General features: G+C 68.8%; 15 protein-coding genes. 7 read left to right on the top strand and 8 right to left on the bottom strand.

All coding sequences use genetic code 11. From position 1 onward, the window contains the following. Nucleotides 1-224 precede the first annotated feature (224 nt). Genes GQ57_RS23250 through GQ57_RS23240 form a run of 3 tightly spaced genes read right to left on the bottom strand, consistent with a single transcriptional unit; the run spans nucleotide 225 to nucleotide 3,630 of the window. Entirely contained in the window at nucleotides 225-1,502 is a 1,278-nt protein-coding gene (locus tag GQ57_RS23250; protein WP_031400525.1) for a c-type cytochrome, read from the bottom strand. Between the two features lie 2 nt (nucleotides 1,503-1,504). Continuing rightward, the gene (locus tag GQ57_RS23245; protein ID WP_031400524.1) at nucleotides 1,505-3,124 is read right to left on the bottom strand and encodes a GMC family oxidoreductase; all 1,620 of its coding nucleotides are present in this window, start codon (nucleotides 3,122-3,124) and stop codon (nucleotides 1,505-1,507) included. Then, a complete protein-coding gene (locus GQ57_RS23240) occupies nucleotides 3,124-3,630 on the bottom strand; it encodes a sugar dehydrogenase complex small subunit (protein ID WP_031400523.1) in 507 nt (168 codons plus the stop codon). The genes GQ57_RS23245 and GQ57_RS23240 overlap by 1 nt, the downstream gene beginning before the upstream one ends. 307 nt (nucleotides 3,631-3,937) lie before the next feature. Between GQ57_RS23240 and GQ57_RS23235 the strand changes: the two genes are divergently transcribed. The 3 genes from GQ57_RS23235 (at nucleotide 3,938) to GQ57_RS23225 (ending at nucleotide 13,249) form a co-directional block, all read left to right on the top strand. Next, nucleotides 3,938-9,979, top strand: coding sequence for an alpha-2-macroglobulin family protein (locus tag GQ57_RS23235; RefSeq protein ID WP_034199124.1), 6,042 nt, complete (start codon nucleotides 3,938-3,940; stop codon nucleotides 9,977-9,979). Nucleotides 9,980-9,989: 10 nt separating this feature from the next. After that, entirely contained in the window at nucleotides 9,990-12,227 is a 2,238-nt protein-coding gene (gene pbpC, locus GQ57_RS23230; RefSeq protein ID WP_034199123.1) for a penicillin-binding protein 1C, read from the top strand. 326 nt (nucleotides 12,228-12,553) lie between these two features. Continuing rightward, on the top strand, nucleotides 12,554-13,249 hold the full coding sequence (locus GQ57_RS23225) for a hypothetical protein (protein ID WP_034199122.1): 696 nt from the start codon (nucleotides 12,554-12,556) through the stop codon (nucleotides 13,247-13,249). A gap of 39 nt (nucleotides 13,250-13,288) precedes the next feature. Here the strand turns inward: GQ57_RS23225 and GQ57_RS23220 are convergent, their stop codons facing one another. The 3 genes from GQ57_RS23220 to GQ57_RS23210 all read right to left on the bottom strand — a co-directional run bounded on the left by GQ57_RS23220 (nucleotide 13,289) and on the right by GQ57_RS23210 (nucleotide 16,426). Next, the gene (locus tag GQ57_RS23220; protein WP_034199134.1) at nucleotides 13,289-13,810 is read right to left on the bottom strand and encodes a GNAT family N-acetyltransferase; all 522 of its coding nucleotides are present in this window, start codon (nucleotides 13,808-13,810) and stop codon (nucleotides 13,289-13,291) included. 20 nt (nucleotides 13,811-13,830) lie between these two features. Next, a complete protein-coding gene (locus GQ57_RS23215) occupies nucleotides 13,831-15,078 on the bottom strand; it encodes a multidrug effflux MFS transporter (protein ID WP_034199121.1) in 1,248 nt (415 codons plus the stop codon). Between the two features lie 451 nt (nucleotides 15,079-15,529). Then, entirely contained in the window at nucleotides 15,530-16,426 is an 897-nt protein-coding gene (locus GQ57_RS23210) for a glutamate/aspartate ABC transporter substrate-binding protein (protein ID WP_052001439.1), read from the bottom strand. 423 nt (nucleotides 16,427-16,849) lie between these two features. Between GQ57_RS23210 and GQ57_RS23205 the strand changes: the two genes are divergently transcribed. From GQ57_RS23205 to GQ57_RS23195, 4 genes are all read left to right on the top strand, one after another. Next, complete coding sequence (locus GQ57_RS23205) at nucleotides 16,850-18,508, top strand: S8 family peptidase (RefSeq protein WP_034199120.1); 1,659 nt, start codon at nucleotides 16,850-16,852, stop codon at nucleotides 18,506-18,508. Nucleotides 18,509-18,802: 294 nt separating this feature from the next. Then, the gene (locus GQ57_RS43105) at nucleotides 18,803-19,171 is read left to right on the top strand and encodes a hypothetical protein (RefSeq protein WP_160257549.1); all 369 of its coding nucleotides are present in this window, start codon (nucleotides 18,803-18,805) and stop codon (nucleotides 19,169-19,171) included. A gap of 47 nt (nucleotides 19,172-19,218) precedes the next feature. Next, nucleotides 19,219-21,981: a magnesium-translocating P-type ATPase gene (mgtA, locus tag GQ57_RS23200; protein ID WP_031400515.1), complete on the top strand. Its 2,763-nt coding sequence runs from the start codon at nucleotides 19,219-19,221 to the stop codon at nucleotides 21,979-21,981. Nucleotides 21,982-22,068: 87 nt separating this feature from the next. Continuing rightward, nucleotides 22,069-22,812 carry a transporter gene (locus GQ57_RS23195; protein WP_034199119.1) on the top strand — a complete coding sequence of 248 codons (744 nt, stop codon included), beginning with the start codon at nucleotides 22,069-22,071 and terminating at the stop codon, nucleotides 22,810-22,812. A gap of 70 nt (nucleotides 22,813-22,882) precedes the next feature. Here GQ57_RS23195 and GQ57_RS23190 read toward each other — a convergent pair whose 3' ends face one another. Both GQ57_RS23190 and GQ57_RS23185 read right to left on the bottom strand, forming a co-directional pair. Then, complete coding sequence (locus GQ57_RS23190; protein WP_031400513.1) at nucleotides 22,883-23,167, bottom strand: hypothetical protein; 285 nt, start codon at nucleotides 23,165-23,167, stop codon at nucleotides 22,883-22,885. 71 nt (nucleotides 23,168-23,238) lie between these two features. After that, entirely contained in the window at nucleotides 23,239-24,114 is an 876-nt protein-coding gene (locus GQ57_RS23185) for a LysR family transcriptional regulator (protein WP_031400512.1), read from the bottom strand. Between the last annotated feature and the right edge of the window lie 14 nt (nucleotides 24,115-24,128).

Here is a 24,128-nt window from a genome sequence, read left to right as displayed (position 1 = left end):
CGCGCGGGGGGGCGCGAAAACGGTTGATTCGGTGTCATGGTGTCGATCAACGAAAGCGATGCGCGTCGCGGGAACGCCCCCGGCGCACCGGATTGCCAACGAACCGGGGGGGGGGGGCCGCCGCCGCCGCCCGCCCCGCCCTGCAACAACCGGCATCGGGTGAACGCCCGATGTGCTGCGCCCCTCCTCTTGTCAGCGATCGCCCTGCCGCGCCGCACACCGCATCAGCGCAGCTTCGCGACGTCCTGCTCGGTCACCTTCGCGGCCGGATTGCCGAACTGCCCGGTCAGGTAGTTCGTCAGCGCGGCGATCTGCGCATCCGACAGCTCGTGACGGAACGCCGGCATCCCGACGTCCTCGCTGCCGGCCTTGCGCTGCACGCCGTTCAGGATCACCTGCACGAGGTTGGTCGGATTCGGCGCGCCGACCGTCGAGTTGTGGAACAACGGCGGGTAATAGCCGTCCGGCGTCCCCTTGCCCTGCATCTGGTGGCAGGTCGCGCAGTTGCCGAGATACAGGCGCGCCGGATCGATGCCCGACGACGCAAGCGCGACGCCGCGCAGCTTCAGGCCGTCCTCGGCCGGCTTGCCCCACGACGAGCGCGACTGCTTCGCGTCGCCGCCGGCGACGGCCGGCACCGTGCGGATGTACGTCGCGATCGCGCCGATGTCGGCTTCCGTCATCTGCGAGAAGCTGTGCTCCACCGCCTCGGCCATCGGGCCGGCCGCCTGCGCGAGACCCGGCACGCTGCCGGTGCGCAGGTACTGCACGAGTTGCTGCTGCGTCCAGCCGCCGATCCCCGCGTTGGGGTCGGACGTGATGTTGTAGCCGTCCCAGCCCGCGAGCACCGAGCCCGACAGGAAGCTGCCGCCCGTCTCGTCGAGCGACTTCTCCTGCATCGCGATGCCGCGCGGCGTGTGGCACGTGCTGCAGTGCGCGAGGCCCTGCACGAGATACGCGCCGCGGTTCCACTCGGCGCTCTGCGCCGGCTTCGGCTCGTACGCGCCGTCCTTCAGGAACAGCCAGTTCCAGATCTTCAGCGGCCAGCGCATGCTGAGCAGCGCGGGGATCTCGTTCTTCGGCGGCGCCTGCCTGACCGGTTCGACGCCGTGCATGAAGTATGCATACAGCGCCTTCACGTCGTCGTCGTTGATCTTCGCGTACGACACGTACGGCATCGCCGGATACAGGTTGTCGCCGTTCTTCGACACCCCGTGGCGCACCGCGCGCTCGAAGTCCTCGGGCGTCCAGTTGCCGATGCCCGTGTCGGGATCGGGCGTGATGTTGCTCGTATAGATCTTGCCGAGCATCGGGACCGGCATGCCGAGACCGCCCGCGAACGGCTTGCCGCCCTTCGCCGTGTGACACGCCATGCAGTCGCCCGCGACCGCGAGGTATTCGCCGCGCTTGACCAGCGCCGGATCGGCCGCGTCGGCCGCGCGTGCGAGCCCCGGCAGCGCGAGGCAGCCGGCGACGAGGAAGGTGAGAGTAGATTTCCGCACGGTCAGACTTCCTTCTTCAGCGTGTCCGACATCCGCAGCGCGAGCGCCGCGATCGTCAGCGTCACGTTCACCGTACCGACGGTCGGCATCGTCGAGCTGCTCGAGATGAACAGGTTCGGATGGTCGAACGTGCGGCAGTCCTTGTCGACGACCGAGTCGCGCGCATCCGCGCCCATGATCGTCGCGCCCGTGATGTGGTTGTTCGGCGCGAACTCGTCGTTGAAGACGACTTCCGTGCCGCCCAGCACCTTCGCGGCCGTCGCATAGACCTCGCGCGTGTGCACCGCGCCACGCTTCACGTAATCGTCGATCGCATACGTGATCTCGGGGCGCGGAATGCCGATCGCGTCGGTGGCCGTCTTGCTCGGCACGATGCGGTTCTCCGGTTGCGGCAGGATTTCGTGGAAGCAGTCGAACTGCACGTAGCGCGCGGAGCGGTCGCGAATCTGCGCATCGAGCTCGCCCGGCTTCATCAGCTTGCCGCCCTTGAAGATCTTCTGCGTTTCCTGGTTGATGCGCGACATGTTCGACAGGTGGATCTTCTTCGCGGCCTCGGTCGCGCGGAACGGGCCGTCGCGGAAACCGATCAGCGACGTCATCTCCTGCGGGCCGCGCCCCGGCCACAGCTTCTCGTTCGCGTAGAACGACACGCCGGTGCCCGGATGGTCCATCAGGTTGCGGCCGACCATGTCGGAACTGTTCGCGACGCCGTTCGGGAAATCGCGGTTCGCGGACATCAGCAGGATCTTCGGCGTCTCGATGCCGTTCGCGGCGATCACGAAGTACTTGCCTTCCACGCGATGGTCCGCGCCCGTCTTGTCCTTGTAGATCGCGGCGGTGATGCGCTTGTCCGGCCCGGTTTCGAGCTTGTAGACGACCGCGCTGTCGATCAGCTTCGCGCCGGCCTGCTCCGCCTTCTCGACGTGCACGATGCCGTTGTACATCGCGCCGATCGGGCAGATCGGCATGCAGTTGTTGTTCCCGCAACACGTCGGCCGGCCGTCGTACGGGCGGCTGTTGCGCGCGACCGGCTCGGTCACCACGTGAAACTTCGGGTCGTAGCCGTTGAGCGCCGTCTTGATCGTCTGCTCGTTGAACGACAACGGCAGCGGCGGCATCGGGTACGGCTCCTTGCGCGGCGAGTACAGGTCTTCCTCGGGGCCCGGGCCCCACACGCCGAGTTCCTCCTCGGCGCGCTGGTACCAATGCTCGATGTCGTCGTACTGGATCGGCCAGTCGCGGCCGACGCCGTACACGGTCTTCATCCTGAAGTCGTTCGGAATGAAGCGCCACGCCGACGCGGCCCAGTGCCACGTCGTGCCGCCCACCGCGCGGATGTACTGCGAGTTGAACTTGTGCTCGCCCTTCAGGATCAGGTAGTCGTTCGGCGGGCCGTATTCCGGATGCGGCGCCCATGCGCTCGACGGGTACGGCGCCATGAAATCGGTCTTGTCGGGCTGGTTGCGAAAGCGCTCGACGATTTCCCAGCGCGGCATGCGCGGCCCGGCTTCCAGCAGGATCACCGACTTGCCCGCCAGCGCGAGCTGGTGAGCGACGATCGCGCCCGCGACACCCGATCCGACGACGACGACGTCGGCCTTTTGCGTATCGGTATCGGCCATCAGGCTTGCCTCTCGATCGGTTTTTCGGCCCAGAAGCCGGGTTTGTTGGGGCAATACGAAGGGATCACGAGCGTATCCGATACGACGCCGAACATTAATGCTTCCTCGTACGTAATCACGACGTCGTCGACGACGCCGAGATACCACGCTTCGAGGATCTTCAGCGCAAGCGCTTCCTGGTCGGGATTCAGCGCGCCGGACGCAAGTGCGCCGGCGAGTTGCGGCAGGCTGTCGGCCGTCTTGAACGAGCCCTTCTGCAAGGCCTGCAGGAAGCGTTCGCCGAGCACGCGGCTCAGCCCCTTCTTGCCGGTCAGTGCTTCGGAAAGCGTCATGAACGTGTCGAGCGGCGCGGTGCCGGGATCGTCTGCGAGGGCCCGCAACGCCAGCGAGCCCGTCAGGCCCGCCGCCGTCAGCGCCAGTGCGCCCTGCAGCCATTGACGCCGCGTGATGCCGGTTGCGGCTGCGTCGCCAGTGCGACGCGAGTGGGGAGTGTTGTCGTTGTGCATGTTTCCTTCTCTCGAACACCGGATTCGGGAAAACCACGCTTGATATTTCTCAAACATTGGCGCGGACCTGAAATGTACGCGCACATGCGGGATCGAACAATCTTTTTATAGTTCATTAAATGTTCCGCAATCCGACATAATCGACATTCCGCCGCATTTTTGTGTCGTCGACGCGACAACGCCTCGAATCATCTGCACGGGTGTCGCACGCCGATGACATCCTGCCGGGTGCGTTTCTCGTATACGGGCGGTCGGTTAGAATCGCGGGCAATCAAACAGAAAGCTTCCCTCCGAGGGCAATCGAGCGATGAAGCAGCACAACAATCACAACGACGCGAATCGAACCGGCCGCACCACCCGGCTGCTCTGGCGCATCGGCGCCGTCGCGGCACTCGGCGGCGCCGCGGCCGTATCGCTGCACGCGCTCGCCGCGCGCACGGTAAGCGTGTCGCCGCAAGGCACCGTCACCGAGGTCCGGCAGGCGGTGGTCAAGTTCGACGAGCCGATGGTCGCGTTCGGCTCGGCCGCCGCGCCGAATCCCGCCCGGGTCACCTGCAACGACGCCGCCGCCGCGCGCGGCCAGGGTCACTGGCTCGACGACAAGACCTGGGTCTACGATTTCGAGAACGACCTGCCGCCCGGCGTGCGCTGCTCGGTCGCGCTCAACGACACGCTGCGCTCGGTCGCCGGCAACGCGGCGAGCGGCCAGCGCCGCTTCACGTTCCAGACGGGCGGCCCGTTCCCGGTGACGGTGCGCCCCGGCTCGCGCGAGATCGAGGAGCGCCAGGTCTTCGTGCTGAAGCTGAACGGCCCGGCCGAACCGCGCTCGGCGCTCGCGAACATCTGGTGCGAGGCCGCCGGCATCGGCAACCGCATTCCGGTCACGGCCGCCGACGACGATACGCGCAACGCGCTGCTCGACCATTTCGGGCTGAAGCAGGACGCCGCGCGCGTGCTGACGCTGTCGTGCGCGCAGGCGCTGCCGGCGAGCGCGAAGATGCAGCTCGTCTACGGCAAGGGCGTCACGAGCCCGAGCGGCATCCCGAACGAAACGGAACGGCGCTTCGATTTCGCCGTGCGCGCCCCGTTCGCCGCGAGCTTCTCGTGCGAACGCGAGAACGCGAAGGCGCCCTGCACGCCGCTGCGCCCGCTCACGCTGTCGTTCAATGCGCCGATCTCGCGCAAGAACGCCGAGGCGATCAAGCTGCGCGGCCCCGACGGTTCGCTGTCGCCGACCTTCGCGGCCGACGACAAGAGCGAGGAAGTCACCACCGTCAACTTCAACCCGCCGCTGCCCGAGCAGGCCGGCCTGACGGTCGAGTTGCCGTCCGACCTGCGCGACGTGACCGATCGCCCGCTGTCCAACGCCGACCTGTTCCCGCTCGCGACGCGCACCGCGCCGATGCCGCCGCTCGCGAAGTTCTCGTCGGGCACGTTCGGGATCGTCGAGCGCTTCGCCGAACCCGATACGCCCGCGCTCGTGCCCGTCACGCTGCGCAACGTCGAGGCCGACCTGCATATCGACGGCCTCAACACCAAGGGTGCGCAGTTCTCCAACCTGAAGATCAACGACGACACCGCGATCCGCCAGTGGATGCGCACCGTCGACCGCTTCGACAACGGGTCGATGACGGCCGGTTCGATCGACGGCCAGATTCCCGGCCTGCTCCAGCGCAAGGGCCAGCACGCCGTCTACGTGCCGCGCCAGGCCGGCGAGCAGGCGCCCGCGCCGAAGGATCGCCTCATCGACGTGCGTTCGCTGACGCTGCTCAAGGGCCAGCCCGGCGTGCAGGCGCTGACGATGCCGCAGGCCGACCCGAAGACGCTGCGCCCGTTCGAAGTCGTCGGCGTGCCGATCGAGAAGCCCGGCTTCTACGTGCTCGAACTCGCGTCGCCCGCGCTCGGCCGCTCGCTGCTCGCGAAGCCGTCGAGCATGTACGTGCGCACCACCGTGCTCGTCACGAACCTCGGCGTGCACCTGAAACAGGGCCGCGAGAACAACCTCGTGTGGGTCACGACGCTCGACAAGGGCAAGCCCGTGCCGAACGCGCAGATCCGCGTGTCGGACTGCAACGGCGACGAGATCGCCTCCGGCAAGACCGACGCGCAGGGCCTGCTGAAGATCGACGGCGCGTTCGAGCCGAAGCGCGCATGCAATTCGTCCGATTCGGAGCAACGCTTCGACGACTACTTCGTGTCGGCGCGCGTGAACGATCCGAAGACGGGCCCCGACATGGCGTTCGTCAGCTCGGGCTGGAACCGCGGGATCGAGTCGTGGCGCTTCAACGTGCCGACCGATACCGACAGCGCGCCGACCGTGCGCGCGCACACGGTGTTCGACCGCACGCTGCTGCGCGCGGGCGAGACCGTGTCGATGAAGCATTTCCTGCGCACCGAGACGCTGCAGAGCCTCGCGTTCCCGTCGCAATACCCGACGCGCGTGACGATCCGCCATCTGGGCACGGGCCAGACGTACAAGCTGCCGCTCACGTGGGCGGCCGACCACAGCGCGGACACGCAGTTCACGCTGCCGGCCGCCGCGAAGCTCGGCGAATACAGCGTCGAACTCGAAGGCGGCCCGGAAGACGCGCCGACCGCCACTTATTACAGTGGCAGCTTCCGCGTCGAGGCGTTCCGCCTGCCGGTGCTGAAGGGTTCGATCGGCGCGCGCGACGCGCAGAAGAGCCCGCTCGTCGCCGTGAAGGAGGCGCCGCTCGCGGTGCAGATCGACTACGTGTCGGGCGGCGGCGCATCGAACCTGCCCGTGCAGGTGTCCGCGCTGATGAAGTGGGCGACGCCGCCGTTCGCCGATCGTTTCGAGGATTTCAGCTTCACGCCGTATCGCCCCGACACGGGCGACGGCAACGCCGACGACGATTCGCAGGACGGCGACAACGCGTCGGCGTCGAACAACGATCCCGATGCGACGAAGCTGATCGCCGACAAGCTGCCGCTGACGCTCGACCGCAACGGCGCCGGCTCGGTCACGCTCAAGGGCCTGCCCGACGTCGACGCGCCGAAGCGCATCGCGCTCGAGGCGACGTTCGCCGACCCGAACGGCGAAGTGCAGACGATCCGCGGCGACACGATCCTGTGGCCTGCCGCCGTCGCGGCCGGCATCAAGGCCGGCCACTGGGTGTCGGTCGGCCAGCGCGTGCCCGTGCAGGCGCTGGCGGTCGACCTGCAGGGCAAGCCGCGCGCGTCGGTGCCGATCGAGATCAAGGGCGTCGCGCACGTCACGACCTCGTCGCGCAAGCGCATGGTCGGCGGCTTCTATGCGTACGACAACAAGAGCGACACGCGCGATCTGGGCGTGCTGTGCTCGGGCAAGACCGACGACAAGGGCCGCATGGCTTGCGACGCGACGCTCGAACAGGCCGGCAACGTGCAGCTGATCGCGGTCGCGAAGGACGGCGACGGCCACACGTCGAACGCGTCGACGTCGGTATGGGTCACGCGCGAGGACGAGCTCTGGTTCGGCGGCGACAACACCGACCGGATCGACGTGATCCCGGAAAAGACCTCGTACGAACCGGGCGAGACCGCCCGCTTCCAGGTGCGGATGCCGTTCCGCTACGCGACCGCGCTGGTCGCGGTCGAGCGCGGCGGCGTGATGGAAACGCATGTGGTCGAGCTGAACGGCAAGAACCCGACCGTCGACCTGAAGGTCGGCGACACGTGGGGGCCGAACGTCTACGTCTCGGTGCTCGCGCTGCGCGGCCGGATCCGCGAGGTGCCGTGGTACTCGTTCTTCACGTGGGGCTGGAAGGCGCCGATCGAATGGGCGCGCGCATTCTGGCGCGAAGGCCGTCACTATGAAGCGCCGACCGCGTTCGTCGACCTGTCGAAGCCCGCGTTCCGCTACGGCCTCGGCGAGATCAAGGTCGGCACGGGCGCCCATCGCCTCGGCGTGACCGTGACGACCGACGCGACGCGCTACACGGTGCGCGGCAAGGCCCAGGCGCACGTGAAGGTCACGCTGCCGAACGGCCAGCCCGCGCCGGCCGGCACGCAGATCGCGGTCGCGGCCGTCGACGAGGCGCTGCTCGAACTGATGCCGAACAACAGCTGGGACCTGCTCGACGCGATGTTGCGGCGGCGCGCGTACGGCGTCGAGACGGCCACCGCGCAGATGGAAATCGTCGGCCGCCGCCATTTCGGCCGCAAGGCCGTGCCGGCCGGCGGCGGCGGCGGCAGCGCGCCGACGCGCGAGCTGTTCGACACCCTGCTGCTGTGGAATCCGCGCGTGACGCTGGACGCCAACGGCAGCGCGACCGTCGAGGTGCCGCTGAACGACGCGCTGACGAGCTTCCGCATCGTCGCGATCGCGGCGGTCGGCCCGGACCGCTTCGGCTCGGGCAGCACGTCGATCCGCAGCACCCAGGACCTGCAACTGATCTCGGGCCTGCCGCCGCTGGTGCGCGAAGGCGACGCGTTCCGGGCGCAAGTGACGCTGCGCAACACGACCGACCGCGCGATGCAGGTCGTCGTCACGCCGCGCGTGACCGGCCTCGACGTCGCGCCGCAAACCGTGTCGCTCGCGGCCAACACGGCGACCGAAGTCGCATGGACGATCACCGTGCCCGAGCAGGCGCTCGACGCGGCCGGCGCGCTGAACTGGCGCATCGAGGCCGCCGAGCAAGGCGGCAAGCGCGCGTCCGACGCGCTGGCGGTCGCGCAGAAGGTCGTGCCCGCGCTGCCGGTGACCGTGCAGCAGGCCACGCTCGCGCAGGTCGACGGCACGCTGACGGTGCCCGTGTCGGCGCCGGCCGGCGCCGCGAACAACGCGCAGGGCGCGCCGCGCGGCGGCATCGCCGTCTCGCTGCAATCGAAGCTCGCCGACGGCCTGCCGGGCGTGCGGCGCTGGTTCGAGCGCTATCCGTACCGCTGCCTCGAGCAGCAGACGTCGCGCGCGATCGGCCTGCGCGACCCCGCGCAATGGCAGGCGCTGGTCGCCCGCATGCCCGTCTATCTCGACAGCGACGGGCTCGCGAGCTACTTCCCGCCGTCGTCCGACGATTCGCACGCGGGCAGCGCGACGCTGTCGTCGTATCTGCTCGTGGTGTCCGACGAAGCCAGCCGTCTCGATCCGCGCTTCGCGCTGCCGGAAGATGTACGCACGCAGCTCGAGGCCGGGCTCGCGCGCTTCGTCGACGGCCGCATCGAGCGCAACACGTGGGCGCCGCGCCAGGATCGCGACCTGCGCAAGCTCGCCGCGATCGAGGCGCTGTCGCGCTACGGCGCCGCGCAGGGCCGCATGCTCGGCTCGATCGAGATCGCGCCGAACCAGTGGCCGACGTCGGCGGTGATCGACTATCACGCGATCCTCACGCGCGTGAAGGACATCCCGCAACGCGACGAGAAGCGCGCGCAGGTCGAACAGATCCTGCGGGCGCGCCTCACGTACCAGGGCACGCAGCTCGTGTTCTCCACCGCGCGCGACGACGACCTGTGGTGGCTGATGACCAGCAACGAGACCAACGCGGCGCGTCTCGCGCTGGAATTCGCCGGCGACCCGGCGTGGAAGGACGAGATGCCGCGCGTCACCGCCGGCCTGCTCGCCCTGCAGCGCCAGGGCGCGTGGCAGACCACCACGTCGAACGCACTCGGCCTGCTGGCGGTCGAGCGCTTCTCGCGCACCTACGAGAGCACGCCGGTTGCCGGCGCGACGAAAGTCGCGCTCGGCGGCGACGAACGCACGATCTCGTGGTCGCAGGCGCCGGCGCCCGCCGACACGCCGGCGTCGGCCACCGCCGCCACGCGTGCCGCCGCCGCCCGCAGCGTGCTGCTGTCATGGCCGCGCGCGTCGCAGGCGCCGGCCACGCTGTCCGTCACGCAGGACGGCACGGGCCGCCCGTGGGCGACGATCGAAAGCCTCGCGGCCGTGCCGCTGCGTGCGCCGTTCGCGGCCGGCTACCGGATCACGAAGACCGTCACCCCCATGTCGCCCGCCGTCAAGGGCGTGCTGACACGCGGCGACGTCGTGCGCGTGCATCTCGACATCGATGCGCAGAGCGACATGACGTGGGTCGTCGTCAACGATCCGATCCCGTCCGGCGCGACGATCCTCGGTTCGGGCCTCGGCCGCGACTCCGAGGCCGCCACGCAGGGCGAGAAAACGCCGGACGGCGCGTGGCCCGCGTTCGTCGAACGCGATTTCGACGGCTACCGCGCGTATTACGACTATTTGCCGAAGGGCAAATTCTCGGTCGAGTACACGGTGCGGCTGAACAACGTCGGCACGTTCGGGCTGCCGCCCACGCGCGTCGAGGCGCTGTACGCGCCGTCCGTGTACGGCCTGTGGCCGAACCCGCCGATGACCGTGAAACCGGCCGACGCGGGCAAGTAACGAGGCCGTGATGATCGATCGGGTATTGCCGCGGCCGGCGCGTTTCGCCGGCCGCGTAGTCGTCGCCGTCGTGCTGGCCATGCCGCTTGTCGCGCATGCGCTGCCGAACTACGACGAAGTGCGCCGCAACTGGCGCAGCTCCGACTGGGTACTGCTCGCCCGCGACGGCACCCCGCTGCAGCGCACGCGCGTCGACCTCACCGAACGGCGCGGCGACTGGGTGTCGCTCGCGGACGTCTCGCCCGCGTTTCGCGAGGCGATCGTCGTGTCCGAGGACAAGCGCTTCCATGAGCACAGCGGCGTCGACTGGCGCGGGATCGCCGGCGCCGCATGGGGCAACCTGTGGAACGAGCGCACGCGCGGCGCGTCGACCGTCACGATGCAGCTCGCCGGCTTGCTCGGCGACGCGCAGCGCCGCTCGGGCCAGCGCTCGCTGCCGCAGAAGGCCACGCAGGCGGTCAACGCGTTGCTGCTCGAACGCGGCTGGCGCAAGGACCAGATCCTCGAGGCCTACCTGAACCTGGTGCCGTTCCGCGGCGAGACGGTCGGGCTCGCCGCCCTGTCGCAGGTGCTGTTCGGCAAGGCGCCGTCGGGGCTCGACGCGCGCGAGGCCGCGATCGCGGCCGCGCTCGTGCGCGCGCCGAATGCCTCGCCCGCGAAAATCGCCGAGCGCGCATGCCGGATCCTGCGCGACATGCATGCCGAGCAGGCATGCGCGTCGCTCGACGGCTACGTGCAGCTCGTCACCGCGCGTCCGGCCGGCGCCGCGCGCGACGACGGCGCCGCCCTCGCGCCGCACTTCGCGCGCCGCATCGCGGCCGAGGTCCGGCCGGCGGCCGGCGCGCAGGTCCGCACGACGCTGGATGCGCCGCTGCAGCGCTTCGCGCGCGATACGCTGATGCGCGCGCTGACCGAACTGAACGCGCCCGCGCACCGCCGCAACGTGCAGGATGGCGCGGTCGTCGTGATCGACAACGCGACCGGCGAGATTCGCGCGTGGGTCGGATCGTCCGGCGCGCTGTCGAGCGCGCGCGACGTCGACGCCGTGCTCGCGCCGCGCCAGGCCGGCTCGACGCTCAAGCCGTTCCTCTATGCGCAGGCGATCGACGAGAAGCGGCTGACGGCCGCGTCGCTGCTGGACGACGCGCCGATCAACCTCGCCACCGGCGGCGGCCTGTACATCCCGCAGAACTACGACAAGGATTTCAAGGGCTGGGTAAGCGTGCGCAGCGCGCTCGGCGGCTCGCTGAACGTCCCGGCCGTGCGCACGCTCGTGCTCGTCACGCCGCACCGCTTCGCGCGCACGCTGACCGCGCTCGGCCTGCCGCTCACGCAGGAAGGCGACTACTACGGTTTCAGCCTCGCGCTCGGCAGCGCGGACGTCACGCTGCTGTCGCTGACCAACGCCTATCGCGCGCTGGCGAACGGCGGCGTCGCGCGCAAGGTCGTCGACCTGCCGGCGCCGACGCCGGCGGCCGGCGCGTCGGCCCCCGCGAAGGCGGACGCCGGCACGCGCGTGTTCAGCGAGGCGGCCAGCTTCGTCGTCACGGACATCATTGCCGACAACAACGCGCGCGTGCGCACGTTCGGTTTCGACAACCCGCTCGCGACGCGCTTCTTCTCGGCAGTCAAGACCGGCACGAGCAAGGACATGCGCGACAACTGGACCGTCGGCTTCACGTCGCGCTATACGGTCGGCGTGTGGGTGGGCAATGCGGACGGCTCGCCGATGTGGGACGTCTCGGGCGTCACCGGCGCGTCGCCCGTGTGGTCGGCGGTGGTCGGCTACCTGCACCGCGACCAGCCGAGCCGCGCGCCGCGCCCGCCCGCCGGCGTCGAGACGCGCCGCATTACGTTCGAACGCGATATCGAACCGTCCCGCAACGAGTGGTTCGTCGCGGGCACGGCGCTCGACACGGTCCGGCTCGCCGCGCCCGTCACCCCGGGCAAGGACGGCGCACGCGCGCCGCTGACGATCGGCGCGCCGACCGACGGCACGATCTTCGCGATCGATCCGGACATTCCGCCGAAGAACCAGCGGATCTGGTTCGAGCGCTCGGCCGGGCGCACCGCCAAGTTCGCATGGCGGCTCGACGACAAGGTGATCGGGCGCGCCGATCGCATCGCGTGGATGCCGTGGCCGGGGCGGCATCGCCTCGAACTCGTCGATGCGCGCGGCAACGTCGCGGATGCGATCAGCTTCGAGGTGCGCGGCGCGTTCGCAAAGACGGCCGCACGCAAGCCCTGAGCGCGCGCGGCGGCCGGGTTCGCCGGCCGTGCTCGCATTCGGCGGCCGCCGGACGGAGGAATCGGGCCGAGGCTCGGCCGGGATCGCCGCCCGGTTCGCGACGCTGAAATCCGGACGCGGCCGGTCGCCGCCGCGCGTCGCGATCGCGACGGCCGCGCGCCGGCGGATCTGCCCGCCATAGCACCGCACCGTCCCGGTGAAAGCGGGCCGGCTCAGGCCTTCGTCATTTCAGGATCCCGTCGTACCGCCCCGATGTCGGACGTAGAATGCAAACGGCGCCGCTGCGGCGCGTGCCGGTTGCCCCACTTCATACGAGGCCAGCGACCATGAACCTGCGTATCCAGCACTTCCGCTTCCGCCGCCCCGCGCTGGGCGCCCTCTGCATTGCCGCCGTCTCGACGCTGCAGGCGTGCAACGGCGATGCCTGCTTCGGCGTGGATGTCTGCTTCAACGACAACACGCAAGCCGTCGCACTGTCGGGCACGGCCGCCACGGGCGATGCGCTCGCGAGCGCGCAGGTGACGGTCAGTTGCGCGACGGGCTCCGCGACGACGCTGACGGACGGCGGCGGCAACTACAGCGTGACCGTCAACGCCGTGCTGCCGTGCGCGATCACCGTCACGTCGGGCGGCACGAGCCTGCATTCGCTCGCCTACGCGGGCGGCACGTTCAATACGACGCCCGAGACCGAGCTGCTGCTGGTCTATCTCGCGGCCCAGCTCGGCACGAACACGGCCGGGCTGATCGGCAATTTCCAGGGCAATGCGCGGTACCGGCAAGCGATGGGAAGCGCGAACACGGTGCAGGCCGCGCAATCGGCCGTGGCGGGCAACCTGCAGCAGCGCTATTCGCTGACGCTCGCGGCCCCGGCGTTCCTGACCACGTCGTTCACGGTCGGGCAACCGGGTGTCGACAGCGATCTCGTCGCGCTGGCCAACGCCGGCGCGATCGACTCCAACGGATTGCCCGACCCGGTCGCCGTTACGCTTCTGACTCAGGCAGGCGCGGCCCACCCGCTGTAAGCGGCCTGCGATGCTGACGCACCGGGCCCGCATCGGGCGTCAGGCGTCCGCCTCGCTCGTGCCGTCAGCCAGCAGCGCCCACCGTTCGTGGTCGCGCCATTCGCCGCCGAGGCGCAGATAGCGCGGCGAAAAGCCCTCTTTCGCGAAGCCGAGCCGCCGCACCAGCGCGATCGACGCGAGGTTGCCGGGCTGGATGTTGGCCTCGAGCCGATGCAGCCCGAGTTCGCCGAACGCGACGCCGATCGCCGCGCGCAACGCATCCGTCATCAGCCCCTGGCGGCTGAACGCCGCCATTCCGTAGTAGCCGAGATACGCACTCTGGAACACGCCGCCGACGATCTCGTTGAGGTTCACCACGCCGACCACCGCCCCCGACGCGCGCTCACGCGCGACGAGGCCGACGTTCGGCCCGGTCAGGCAGCGGGAGAACCACTGATCGAATCCCGCCTGGTCGACGAACGAATCGACCCAGGGCAGATGGTGGTTCCGGCTCGCGCGGTTGGCGGCGATCAGGTCGGCGGCGTCGGAACGGGCGACACGGTTCAGCACGACCGGATTCATGGCGCCGCCGGCGGCGGCGCTCACGCGGCCTCCCCGCTCGCGCACACGACGGGCGCGGCCTGCTGCTGCGACAGGTAGCGCAGCAGCTTGGCGACCATCCACACGACGATGCACGACAGCGCGACGAAGAACACCGCGAGCGGCGTCAGCACGTGGATCGACACGAAGCCGGCCAGGCCCATCATCGCGGACGACACGAGCAGCAGCGCGCACCCGAGGATCGCGCTCGTCAGGCCGGCGATGTGCGGAAACAGCGAATTGCCCTTGGCCATCAGCGTCGGGTACATCGCGCCGGCGCAGAAGCCCATCACGAGCACCGGCGTCGCGAGCGTCCAAACGCGCAGGCCGACGGTCAGCGCCAGGACCAGCATCGCGACCGACGCGCCCGCCATCGTGCGCGCGCCGATGCGCAGCCGCTGCTCGGCGCTCGGCAGCCCGGGCCCGTGGAGCCGGTTCGACAGGCCGCCGAGGAAGTACATGAGGCCGATCCCGAGCGCGAGATAGCCGAAGAAGGTCGGCGGCTTGTGCAAGGTGGTCTGCACCATGAACGGCCCGACGATGTTGAACACGAGCAGGATGCTGTAGCACAGCCCCTGCGCGAGGAAGCAGCTCTGGAACACCGGGCTCGCCAGCACCTTGCCCGCGTTCGTCACCAGCGTGCGCGGCTCGAGATGCACCGGCTTCGGCAAGGTCTCCCGGTAGCGCCACAGCAGCGCCCACATCACCAGCGAGTACACCAGCAGGAACACCAGGCACGCGCGCCAGCCGAACCATTCCTGCAGGTGCGCGCCGATCACCGGCGCGACGATCGGCGCGAGCCCCCATGCGATCGACATGTACGTGAACGCGTGCAGCAGCGCCTGCCCGGAAAACGAATCGGTGATGATCGCCTTCGCGAGCAGGTTGGTGGTCGCGATGCCGAAGCCCTGCAGGCAGCGGGCCAGCACGAACGTCTCGAGGTTCTGCGCGCCGAGCGACAGCAGGCAGCCGATCGTATAGATCACGAGCCCGAACGCGAGCACGCGCTTGCGCCCGTAGGCGTCGGCGATCGGACCGAAGATGAGCTGGCCGAGCGCATAGGCGGCCATGTAGCCCGACACGCTCGACTGGATCGCCTGCGGCGTGGTCGCGAACGAACGCGCCATGTCGGGCAGCGCGGGTACGTAGATGTCGATCGCGAGCTGGCCGGCGGACGCGAACAGGCAAATCAGGAACAGCAGAAAGCGCGGCGAGTTCGACTCGCGCGCAGGGGCAAGCGTGGCGTTCATGGAGACCGGGATCGATGTGGACAGCAGTGACGCAGCCGCGCGATGTTCGAAATGCGAACATGCGTGCGTCGTGGCGAATGTCGTATTGTGCCTGTTGTCGCGTCAGGCAGCCGGATGTCCCTGGCACGGACGCGGTTGAATGCCGGTTGCGGCCCGGGCGACATGGGCTGGCCGGGGGGCGGCCGGGGCCGCCTTGATCCGGCACCGTCAACGTTCCCGATGGCGCGTTGCGCGAGCCGCACGATTCGTTCGCGGCTGATCCGGGCCGTTACGTTTGAGCGAACGACGAAGATGCGATGCCGTTCGTACATGGCGGCGGGCGCAACGGCGCCGGCCGCGCGCGGGCCGGAAATCAAGGTCCGGCGTGTTTTCCGATCCCGCTTTCGCCCCGGAACCGCCGGCATGCGCCGACGGTCTTTCATTGCCGGACTCCGCTCGGCGCCACGCCGGATCAGTACTGCGCCTGATCCGTCGGATTCCTGAACAGCTGCCGCATCTCCGCCGACAGCGGATAGTTCAGACTCACGCCCTTGGGCGGAATCGGCTGCGTGAACCACTGGTTGTACAGCTTCTCGGCCGCACCGGACGTCTGCATCCTTGCGATCACGTCGTCGACCACATGCTTGAACGCGGGATCGTCCCTGCGCATCATGCACGCATAGTTTTCGTGGACGAGCGGCGTGCCTGCCACCGTGTACGCGCCCGGGTTGCGATCCTTCGCGATTTCGCCGTACAGCAGCGGCTCGTCCATCACGAACGCCACCGCGCGCCCGGTCGTGACGTTCATGAACGCTTCGGCGTGATCCTTCGCGCTGATGATCGTCATGTTCATCGCCTTCTCTTCGTTGAGCTTGCGCAACAGGCGTTCGTCCGACGTGCCGGCCGTCGTCGCGACCGTCTTGCCGGCCAGGTCCGAGAAGTCCTTCACGCCGGAATCCTTGCGCGTGCTGAAGCGGATGCCGTAGAGAAAGATGCTGTTCGAGAACGCGGCCTGTTTCTGCCGTTCGAGCGTGTTCGTCGTCGATCCGCATTCGAAATCGATCGTCCCGTTCTGCAGCAGCGGAATCCGGTTCTGCGACGTGATCGGAATCTCCTTCACCGCGAGGTTCGGCAGGTTCAGTTCCGTCTTCAGCCGGTCGACGATGCGCGACGCGATATCGCGCGAATAGCCGATGTTCTTCTGCTGGTTGTCCGAATACGAGAACGGCACCGACGATTCGCGAATGCCCAGCGACACGACGCCGGTGTCCTTGATCTTCTTCAGCGTACCGGTGAGGGCCTGTGCGTGCGCGGCGCCCGCCAGCGCACAGGACAACGCGACAGCCAGCCAACGGAAGCGGCGATCCATGCTTTTCTCCTGACGAAAGGTTGATCGAATCGCGATCGTACGCCCGACAAAAATTCGCATCGCATCAGGCGATGCGTAAACAACCTTCCAGCGTGGCCGCGCGCTGAAAGACGTTTTCCGTGCCGCGCAACGCCGCCCGCGCCGGACGCCCCGCCCGAGCGGACGCGCACGACCCCGCGGCGGCCTTCCGTACCGGCCGTTCCAAACGTGCGTTCGTGCTGCGACGCAGCAACGTAATCGTTTGCGCCCGCCCCGTTTTTTCTCGTGAAACGCACTCAAGAAGCCGTCGCGCACGCCGTTACCCAGTGCATGGCGCGACGCAGCAACCCCGCTGCGGCCGCCAGAAAAAAACGACAAGGTCCGGCATTGCCGGACCGGCGCCACCGCCGGCACGACGGTTATCTACGAGGATCGAGTTTCAACATGAGAACCAAACGTTTCAATATCGCGCTGGCGCGCTCCGCACATGTGCGCATGCTCGCCGGCATGTTGTCCGCCGCGGCCCTCCTGCCCCTCGCCGGTTGCGGCGGCGGTGGCGGCGGCGACGGCAGCAACCCGTCTTCCTCCAATGCGGCACCGGCGCCGGCCCCGACGCCGGCCCCGACGCCCACGCCCACCACGACCGGCAGCAATGCCTGCGCGACCCAGCAGGCCGCCGTGCAGATGGCGGCGCAGACCACGCAGACCGCGCAGGCTGCCCCGACCGAACCGCCGATCGATCACCTGATCGTCAAGCTGAAGACGCTGACGGCCACGCGTGCGATGGCCGCGACCGACGACGGGACGCGGCTCAATGCGGTCATCCAGCGCTCGATGACGCGCTGGACGGCGCCGGCCACCGGCAGCGCACGCGCCTATGCGAGCACGATCCCGCAAACGCAGCTGAACGTGCAGGTCGAGCGGACGATCTCGAGCGGCGCCGCCGTGCTGTCGATCGGCCAGCGCATCGCGGCCAGCGACGCGGCCGCGCTCGCGCAGGCGTTCGCGGCCGATGCGGACGTCGACTACGCGGAACCGGATCACCCGATGCGGATTCGCGACACGCCGAGCGATCCGCTCTACAGCCAGCAGTGGTACCTGTTCGACCCGACCGCCGGCATCGACATGCCGCCGGCGTGGACCGTGACCAAGGGTTCGCCGACCGTCGTCACGGCCGTGCTCGACACCGGCTACCGTCCGCATGCCGACCTCATCGGCAACCTGCTGCCCGGCTACAACTTCATCAGCAACGTCAACACCAGCAACAACGGCGAGACGCGCGGCCCCGATGCAACCGATCCGGGCGACTGGGTCACGCAGCAGGACCTCAGCAACGCGAGCGGCCCGTACTATCAATGCGCGAGCGAGCCGAGCAACAGCAGCTGGCACGGCACGCGCGTGATGGGCGTGATCGGTGCGACCGCCAACAACGGCGTCGGCATCGCCGGCATCTCGTGGCTCGGCCAGATCCTGCCGGTGCGCGTGCTCGGCAAGTGCGGCGGCACCACGAGCGACATCGCGGACGGGATGCGCTGGGCAGCCGGCATTCCGGTGAGCGGCGTGCCGAACAACCCGACGCCCGCCAAGGTCATCAACCTGAGCCTCGGCGGCGTCGGCACGTGCAGCACGACGTTCCAGCAGGCGATCGACGACGTGACCGCGAAGGGCGTGACCGTGGTCGTCGCGGCCGGCAACGACGGCCTGTCGACCGGGCTCGACCAGCCCGCGAACTGCCGCGGCGTGATCAGCGTCGGCGCGACCGACACGAACGGCCTGCGCGCATCGTTCAGCAACTTCGGCTCCGACGTCACACTGAGCGCGCCGGGCGTCAACATCCTGTCGACGTCGAACACCGGCACGACGACGCCGGGCTCGGACACCTACGGTCTGGCGAACGGCACCAGCCTCGCGACGCCGCAGGTGACGGGGGTCGCCGCGCTGATGCTGTCGATCAACAGCAACCTCACGCCCACGCAGATCCAGCAGAAGCTGCAGGGCGGCACGCGCACGACCAAGCTGTCGGCCAGCACGTCCTGCACCGCGATGCCGGCAGGCTCGGGCATCCTCGATGCAGGGGCCGCCGTCGCATCGGCCAACCCGTAACCGCCACCCTCTCCCGCGCGGCCGCGCGCATGCCGATCCGGCGTGCGCGCGGCCATTTTGTTGCGGCCCGTCCCGCGCCTCGCCGCCCGCACCTCGACCCGATTACGTTTCTCGAAATAACAGCTGACAAAAGGGTTGACGCTTCGCACAGCGACCCATTACCATCGCTCCCGTCTAATTACATGGAGTGTTCTGTGAACACCGATGCGAGTTGTAGTTGGTGCTTGACCAACTTGACTGCTGCCTGAGGAAAACGCGCAGAGCCTCGTCTTCTGCCGCATCCCGGGAAGCAGGATGCGGCGTCTTTCCGGCCTGAACGGCCGGATCTCCCGCCGAATTTTCGATGTTGTCGAACGCATGCGACGCGCCGTCGCGCGTGCGTTCGCGTTGCGCGCAGCGCCAGCCGCGCGCGCATTCCGTTCGCGTGCCGTCCGGCCGTACGCCTTCGTGCGTGCGGCGCCGTCGATCGCCCGCGCCGACTATCCGCAACCGACAGGAGTGCAGATGAACTCAGACGACAGTAGTCGATTACCGCTCGCCGGTGCGACGCTGCGCATCGTCCCTCCGGTCGCACCGCACGCGCCGGCGAGCGTTCCCGCATTCTCCGATCCACAGCCGATCGCGCCTGACGCGACGCGGCGGGGAGCGCTCGTGCGTCGATAACGTCACGGCCGCTCCCCGCCCGCCGCCTCGTGCGCAAGGAGCGACTCATGACACGACACAATCCGTCCCAAAAGAAACAGCGCGGCTTCATCAAGGCCGGCGCCGGCCAGCAGAACGATCCGCGCATCATGCGCGCCGCGCAGGAAGCGGCCCGCCCGCTCGAGGCCACGCTGAAGTCGCTGAACACCAGCACGCGCGGCCTCACCTACGACCAGGCCGCCGACCGCCTGCAGCACTACGGCCCGAACGAAATCGCGCACGACAAGCCGCCGCACTGGACCCGCCAGTTGCTGCTCTCGTTCCACAACCCGTTTGTCTACGTACTGCTGGTGCTCGCCGCCATCAGCTTCTTCACCGACGTCTACTTCGCCGCGCCCGACGATCGCGACTACGTCGGCATGACGATACTGCTGACGATGGTCACGATCAGCGCGCTGCTGCGCTTCGCGCAGGAATTCCGTTCGCTGCGCGCGGCCGAGAAGCTGAAGGCGATGGTCCGCACGACGGCCACCGTGCAGCGCTCGGTGACCGACACGTCCGAACCGGCGCGCCGCGAGGTACCGATGCGCGAAGTCGTGACCGGCGACATCGTGCACCTGTCGGCCGGCGACATGATCCCGGCGGACGTGCGCCTGCTGGCGTCGCGCGACCTGTTCATCAGCCAGGCCGTGCTGACCGGCGAGGCGCTGCCCGTCGAGAAATACGACACGCTCGGCGCGGTCGCCGGCAAATCCGCCGGCACGCGCGCGGCCGGCGCGGCGACCGACGCGTCGGCATCGCTGCTCGATCTCGAGAACGTCTGCTTCATGGGCACCAACGTCGTCAGCGGCACGGCGACGGCCGTCGTCGTCGCGACCGGCGAAGACACGTACTTCGGCTCGCTCGCGCGCAACGTCGTGAGCCACAAGCGCATCGAGACGAGCTTCGACCGCGGCGTCTCGAGCGTGAGCTGGCTGCTGATCAAGTTCATGTTCGTGATGGTGCCGATCGTGTTCATGATCAACGGGCTGACCAAGGGCGACTGGCTGAGCGCGCTCACGTTCGCGCTCGCGGTGGCCGTGGGTCTCACGCCCGAGATGCTGCCGATGATCGTCAGCGCGAACCTCGCGCGCGGCGCGGTCGCGATGGCGCGCCGCAAGGTCGTCGTGAAGCGCCTGAACTCGGTGCAGAACTTCGGCGCGATGGACGTGCTGTGCACCGACAAGACCGGCACGCTCACGCAGGACAAGATCATCCTCGAGCACCACCTCGACCTGTCCGGTCACAAGGACGAGGAGATCCTGCGGCTCGGCTGGCTGAACAGCTTCCACCAGAGCGGCCAGAAGAACCTGATCGACATCGCGGTCGTCGCACGCGCCGACGAGATCGGCGAACGCGCGAAACCGCAGGGCTACAAGAAGATCGACGAGCTGCCGTTCGACTTCGTGCGGCGGCGCCTGTCGGTCGTCGTCGAGGACACCCGGGGCGCGCACCTGCTGATCTGCAAGGGCGCGGTCGAGGAAATGCTGGCCGTCTCCACGCACGTGCAGGACGAGGACGGCGTGCGTCCGCTCGATTTCGTCGCGCGCAAGCGGCTGCTCGAGCAGGCCGGCGCATACAACGAGGACGGCTTCCGCGTGCTCGTGGTCGCGACGCGCACGATCCCGCGCGGCGACGAGCGCCAGCAATACCGCACCGCCGACGAGCGCGATCTCGTCGTGCGCGGCTTCCTGACCTTCCTCGATCCGCCGAAGGAGTCGGCCGCCCCGGCGCTCGCCGCGCTGCGCGAAAACGGCGTCGCTGTGAAGGTGCTGACGGGCGACAACCCGATCGTCACGATGAAGGTGTGCCGCCAGGTCGGCCTCGAGCCCGGCAAGCCGATGCTCGGCATGGAAATCGAAGCGCTCGACGACACGGCGCTCGCGCAGGTCGTCGAACACACGACCGTGTTCGCGAAGCTGACGCCGCTGCAGAAGGCGCGCATCGTCAAGGCGCTGCAGGCGAACGGCCACACCGTCGGCTTCCTCGGCGACGGCATCAACGATGCGCCCGCGCTGCGCGACGCCGACGTCGGCATCTCGGTCGACAGCGGCGCCGACATCGCGAAGGAAACCGCCGACATCATCCTGCTCGAAAAGAGCCTGATGGTGCTCGAGGAAGGCGTGATCAAGGGCCGCGAGACGTTCGGCAACATCCTGAAGTACCTGAACATGACCGCGAGCTCGAACTTCGGCAACGTGTTCTCGGTGCTCGTCGCCAGCGCGTTCCTGCCGTGGGAGCCGATGCTCGCGACGCAACTGCTCGTGCTGAACCTGATCTACGACACGTCGCAGATGCTGCTGCCGTGGGACAAGATGGATCCGGAGTTCCTGAAGAAGCCGCGCAAGTGGGAAGCCGGCAATATCGGCCGCTTCATGCTGTGGGTCGGGCCGACGTCGTCGGTGTTCGACATCACGACGTACATCCTGATGTGGACGGTGTTCGGCGCGGGCGCGATGTATCACCTGAACGGCGGCACGGGCGGCCAGATCGTGATGAACTCGGGCTGGTTCATCGAGAGCCTGGTGTCGCAGACGCTCGTCGTGCACCTGCTGCGCACGCAGAAGATCCCGTTCCTGCAGAGCACGGCCGCGCTGCCGGTGCTGCTGTCGACCTTCACCGCGATCGCGATCGGCTGCTGGCTGCCGTTCTCGCCGTTCGCGGAATCGCTCGGCTTCATGCACCTGCCGGGCACCTTCTGGCTGTGGCTCGCCGCGACGATGGCCGGCTACATCCTGCTCGCGCAGATCGTCAAGACGATCTACGTGCGCCGCTACAAGCAGTGGTTCTGACGCCGGCCCGATTCCGGCCGGACGACAGGGCGGCCGGCCCGCGCCACGCGCGCGGGCCGGCCCTCACGACGCACTACGGATAACGTGATGAAGAGAATCCTTCCGCTCGCCGCCGCGAGCGCCCTCCTCGCGCCGTTCGACGCCCTCGCCACCCATCCGCTCGTCAGCGACGACACGGGTACGCAGGGCAACGCGAACTGGCAATTCGAATTCAACGCCGAGGAAACCTCGAAACAGGAAGAAAACGGCCGCCACCAGCTGTGGAACGCGACGCTCACGCGCGGGTTCGGCGAGCACGTCGATCTTTACGTGAACGCGCCGTATACGCATCTGCAGACGCGCACCGACGAGAACGGCGCCGGGATCGGCGATGTCGAGATCGGCATGAAATGGCGCTTCGTCGAGCGCGGCCCGCTGTCGATCGCGCTGAAGCCGAAACTGACGGCGCCGACCGGCAACGACCGGCGCGGGCTCGGCACCGGCCGCGCGGGCGCCGGCGCAACGCTGCTCGCGCAGCTCGACGTCGCGCGGCTGTCGTTCCTCGCGAACGCGGGCATGACGTATCAGCCGAACCGCCAGGGCGACCTGACGTCGATCTGGGCCGTGTCGGGCGCGGCGATCTACAAGGCGACCGACAGGCTGCAGATCGTGGCCGACATCGGCACGTCGCGCAACACGGCAAGCGGCGCCGGCGCGAACCCTGCATTCGTGATCGCGGGCGCGATCTATTCGCCGAAGTCGTGGCTCGATCTCGACGTCGGCTACCGGCGCGGGCTGAACGACCAGACCTACGACCATTCGGTGATGGGCGGCGTGACCGTGCGCTGGTAACGCACCGGCGCGCCGTCCCGACCCGCCGGTCGAATCGACGGACCACGGGCCGCTTCCAGCGGCCCGTTTTTTATCGGGTGTCGTTCGCGCCGAACAGTTGCGCGCACACGGCGCGCCCTTCTTCGGTCAGCGTCGCGCTGCCGGTGCCGTCCTCGTTCAGCGTGGTCGCGCTCAGGCCAGCGGTGTCGAGCTGGGTCAGCACGCGACGCAGCGTGCTCATCGGCAACTGCGCGCGCTTCGCGATCTTCGGCAGCGACCAGCGCTTGCCGGCCGGATCGCCGGCGGCCTCGTTCAGCGTCGCGAGCGTCGCGACGAGCGCGGGATCGAGCGGGGATTCGTCGGATTCTGATGTCATCGGTTGGGATTCGTGAGCCGGCGCCGGGCCGGCATTCGTCGGAGCGGTGCTCATCGACACTATACGCGCCGTCATGCGCTCCTGATCGCGGCGCGCATGAACGACACGAAATGCGTCGTGACGGGATCGTCCCGATCCGACCGCCATGCGAGCCCGACCCGCCACTTCGCGTCCCGGCCGCCGAGCGGCAGCACCGTCGCGTCGCGCAGCAGATACCGGGCGCGCGACGGGACGAACGCCACGCCGACGCCGGCCGCGACCGACGTCAGCACCGACTGCACATCCTCCGCCTGCTGCGTCACGTGCGGCACGAAGCGGCGTTCGACGCACCACCGGTCGATCTGCGCGGCGAGCCCCGGGCCGCGCGCGCGCTGCAGCGCGATGAAGCCGATTTCGTTGAGCACGTCGAGATCGGCCGGCACGCGCCTGAAGCCGAGGTGCGGCGGCACCGCGAGCGCCAGCCCTTCGTCGATCACCTTGAACGAGGACAAGCCTTCGTCGGACGGCAGGCGCAGGAACCCGGCATCGAGCTTGCCGGCGCGCAACCGGCGGGTCTGCTCGGACGACGACAGGTCGCTCAGCGTGACGGCGATGCCCGGATTGCGGCGGCGAAATTCCGCGACGAGCTTCGGCACGAGCGTCAGCACGGACAGGCAGATGCCGAGCCGCAGGTGGCCGCGCTGCCCGCTCGTCGCTTCCCGCGCGCGGGCGAGAATCTCGTCGGCATCGCGCACGAGCGCCTGCGCGTCGGACAGGAAGCGTTCGCCGAACGGCGTCAGTTCCGCGCCGTGCCGGCCGCGTTCGAACAGCTTGCCGCCGAGGCTCGCCTCGAGCGCGCCGATCTGCTTGCTCAGCGCCGGCTGGCTCATGTGCAGCGCATCGGCCGCGCGGCTGAAATGGCACAGCTCGGTGACCGTCAGAAACGTTCGCAGCAGTTTCAATTCCATTCTTTAAAGGAATC

The organism is Burkholderia sp. MSh2, from assembly GCF_000731655.1.
Taxonomy (GTDB): Bacteria; Pseudomonadota; Gammaproteobacteria; order Burkholderiales; family Burkholderiaceae; genus Burkholderia; species Burkholderia paludis.
This window is presented reverse-complemented; position numbering and strand designations above follow the sequence as displayed.

What these genes read in the sequence shown, in the direction of transcription:
- GQ57_RS23235 (WP_034199124.1), top strand. Translation starts at nt 3,938, where the DNA reads ATGAAGCAGCACAACAATCACAACGACGCGAATCGAACCGGCCGCACC.
- GQ57_RS43105 (WP_160257549.1), top strand. Translation starts at nt 18,803, where the DNA reads ATGCGGCGTCTTTCCGGCCTGAACGGCCGGATCTCCCGCCGAATTTTC.
- GQ57_RS23225 (WP_034199122.1), top strand. Translation starts at nt 12,554, where the DNA reads ATGAACCTGCGTATCCAGCACTTCCGCTTCCGCCGCCCCGCGCTGGGC.
- GQ57_RS23205 (WP_034199120.1), top strand. Translation starts at nt 16,850, where the DNA reads ATGAGAACCAAACGTTTCAATATCGCGCTGGCGCGCTCCGCACATGTG.
- GQ57_RS23240 (WP_031400523.1), bottom strand. Translation starts at nt 3,630, where the DNA reads ATGCACAACGACAACACTCCCCACTCGCGTCGCACTGGCGACGCAGCC.
- GQ57_RS23245 (WP_031400524.1), bottom strand. Translation starts at nt 3,124, where the DNA reads ATGGCCGATACCGATACGCAAAAGGCCGACGTCGTCGTCGTCGGATCG.
- GQ57_RS23210 (WP_052001439.1), bottom strand. Translation starts at nt 16,426, where the DNA reads ATGGATCGCCGCTTCCGTTGGCTGGCTGTCGCGTTGTCCTGTGCGCTG.
- GQ57_RS23190 (WP_031400513.1), bottom strand. Translation starts at nt 23,167, where the DNA reads ATGACATCAGAATCCGACGAATCCCCGCTCGATCCCGCGCTCGTCGCG.
- GQ57_RS23195 (WP_034199119.1), top strand. Translation starts at nt 22,069, where the DNA reads ATGAAGAGAATCCTTCCGCTCGCCGCCGCGAGCGCCCTCCTCGCGCCG.
- pbpC (WP_034199123.1), top strand. Translation starts at nt 9,990, where the DNA reads ATGATCGATCGGGTATTGCCGCGGCCGGCGCGTTTCGCCGGCCGCGTA.
- GQ57_RS23215 (WP_034199121.1), bottom strand. Translation starts at nt 15,078, where the DNA reads ATGAACGCCACGCTTGCCCCTGCGCGCGAGTCGAACTCGCCGCGCTTT.
- GQ57_RS23220 (WP_034199134.1), bottom strand. Translation starts at nt 13,810, where the DNA reads ATGAATCCGGTCGTGCTGAACCGTGTCGCCCGTTCCGACGCCGCCGAC.
- mgtA (WP_031400515.1), top strand. Translation starts at nt 19,219, where the DNA reads ATGACACGACACAATCCGTCCCAAAAGAAACAGCGCGGCTTCATCAAG.
- GQ57_RS23185 (WP_031400512.1), bottom strand. Translation starts at nt 24,114, where the DNA reads ATGGAATTGAAACTGCTGCGAACGTTTCTGACGGTCACCGAGCTGTGC.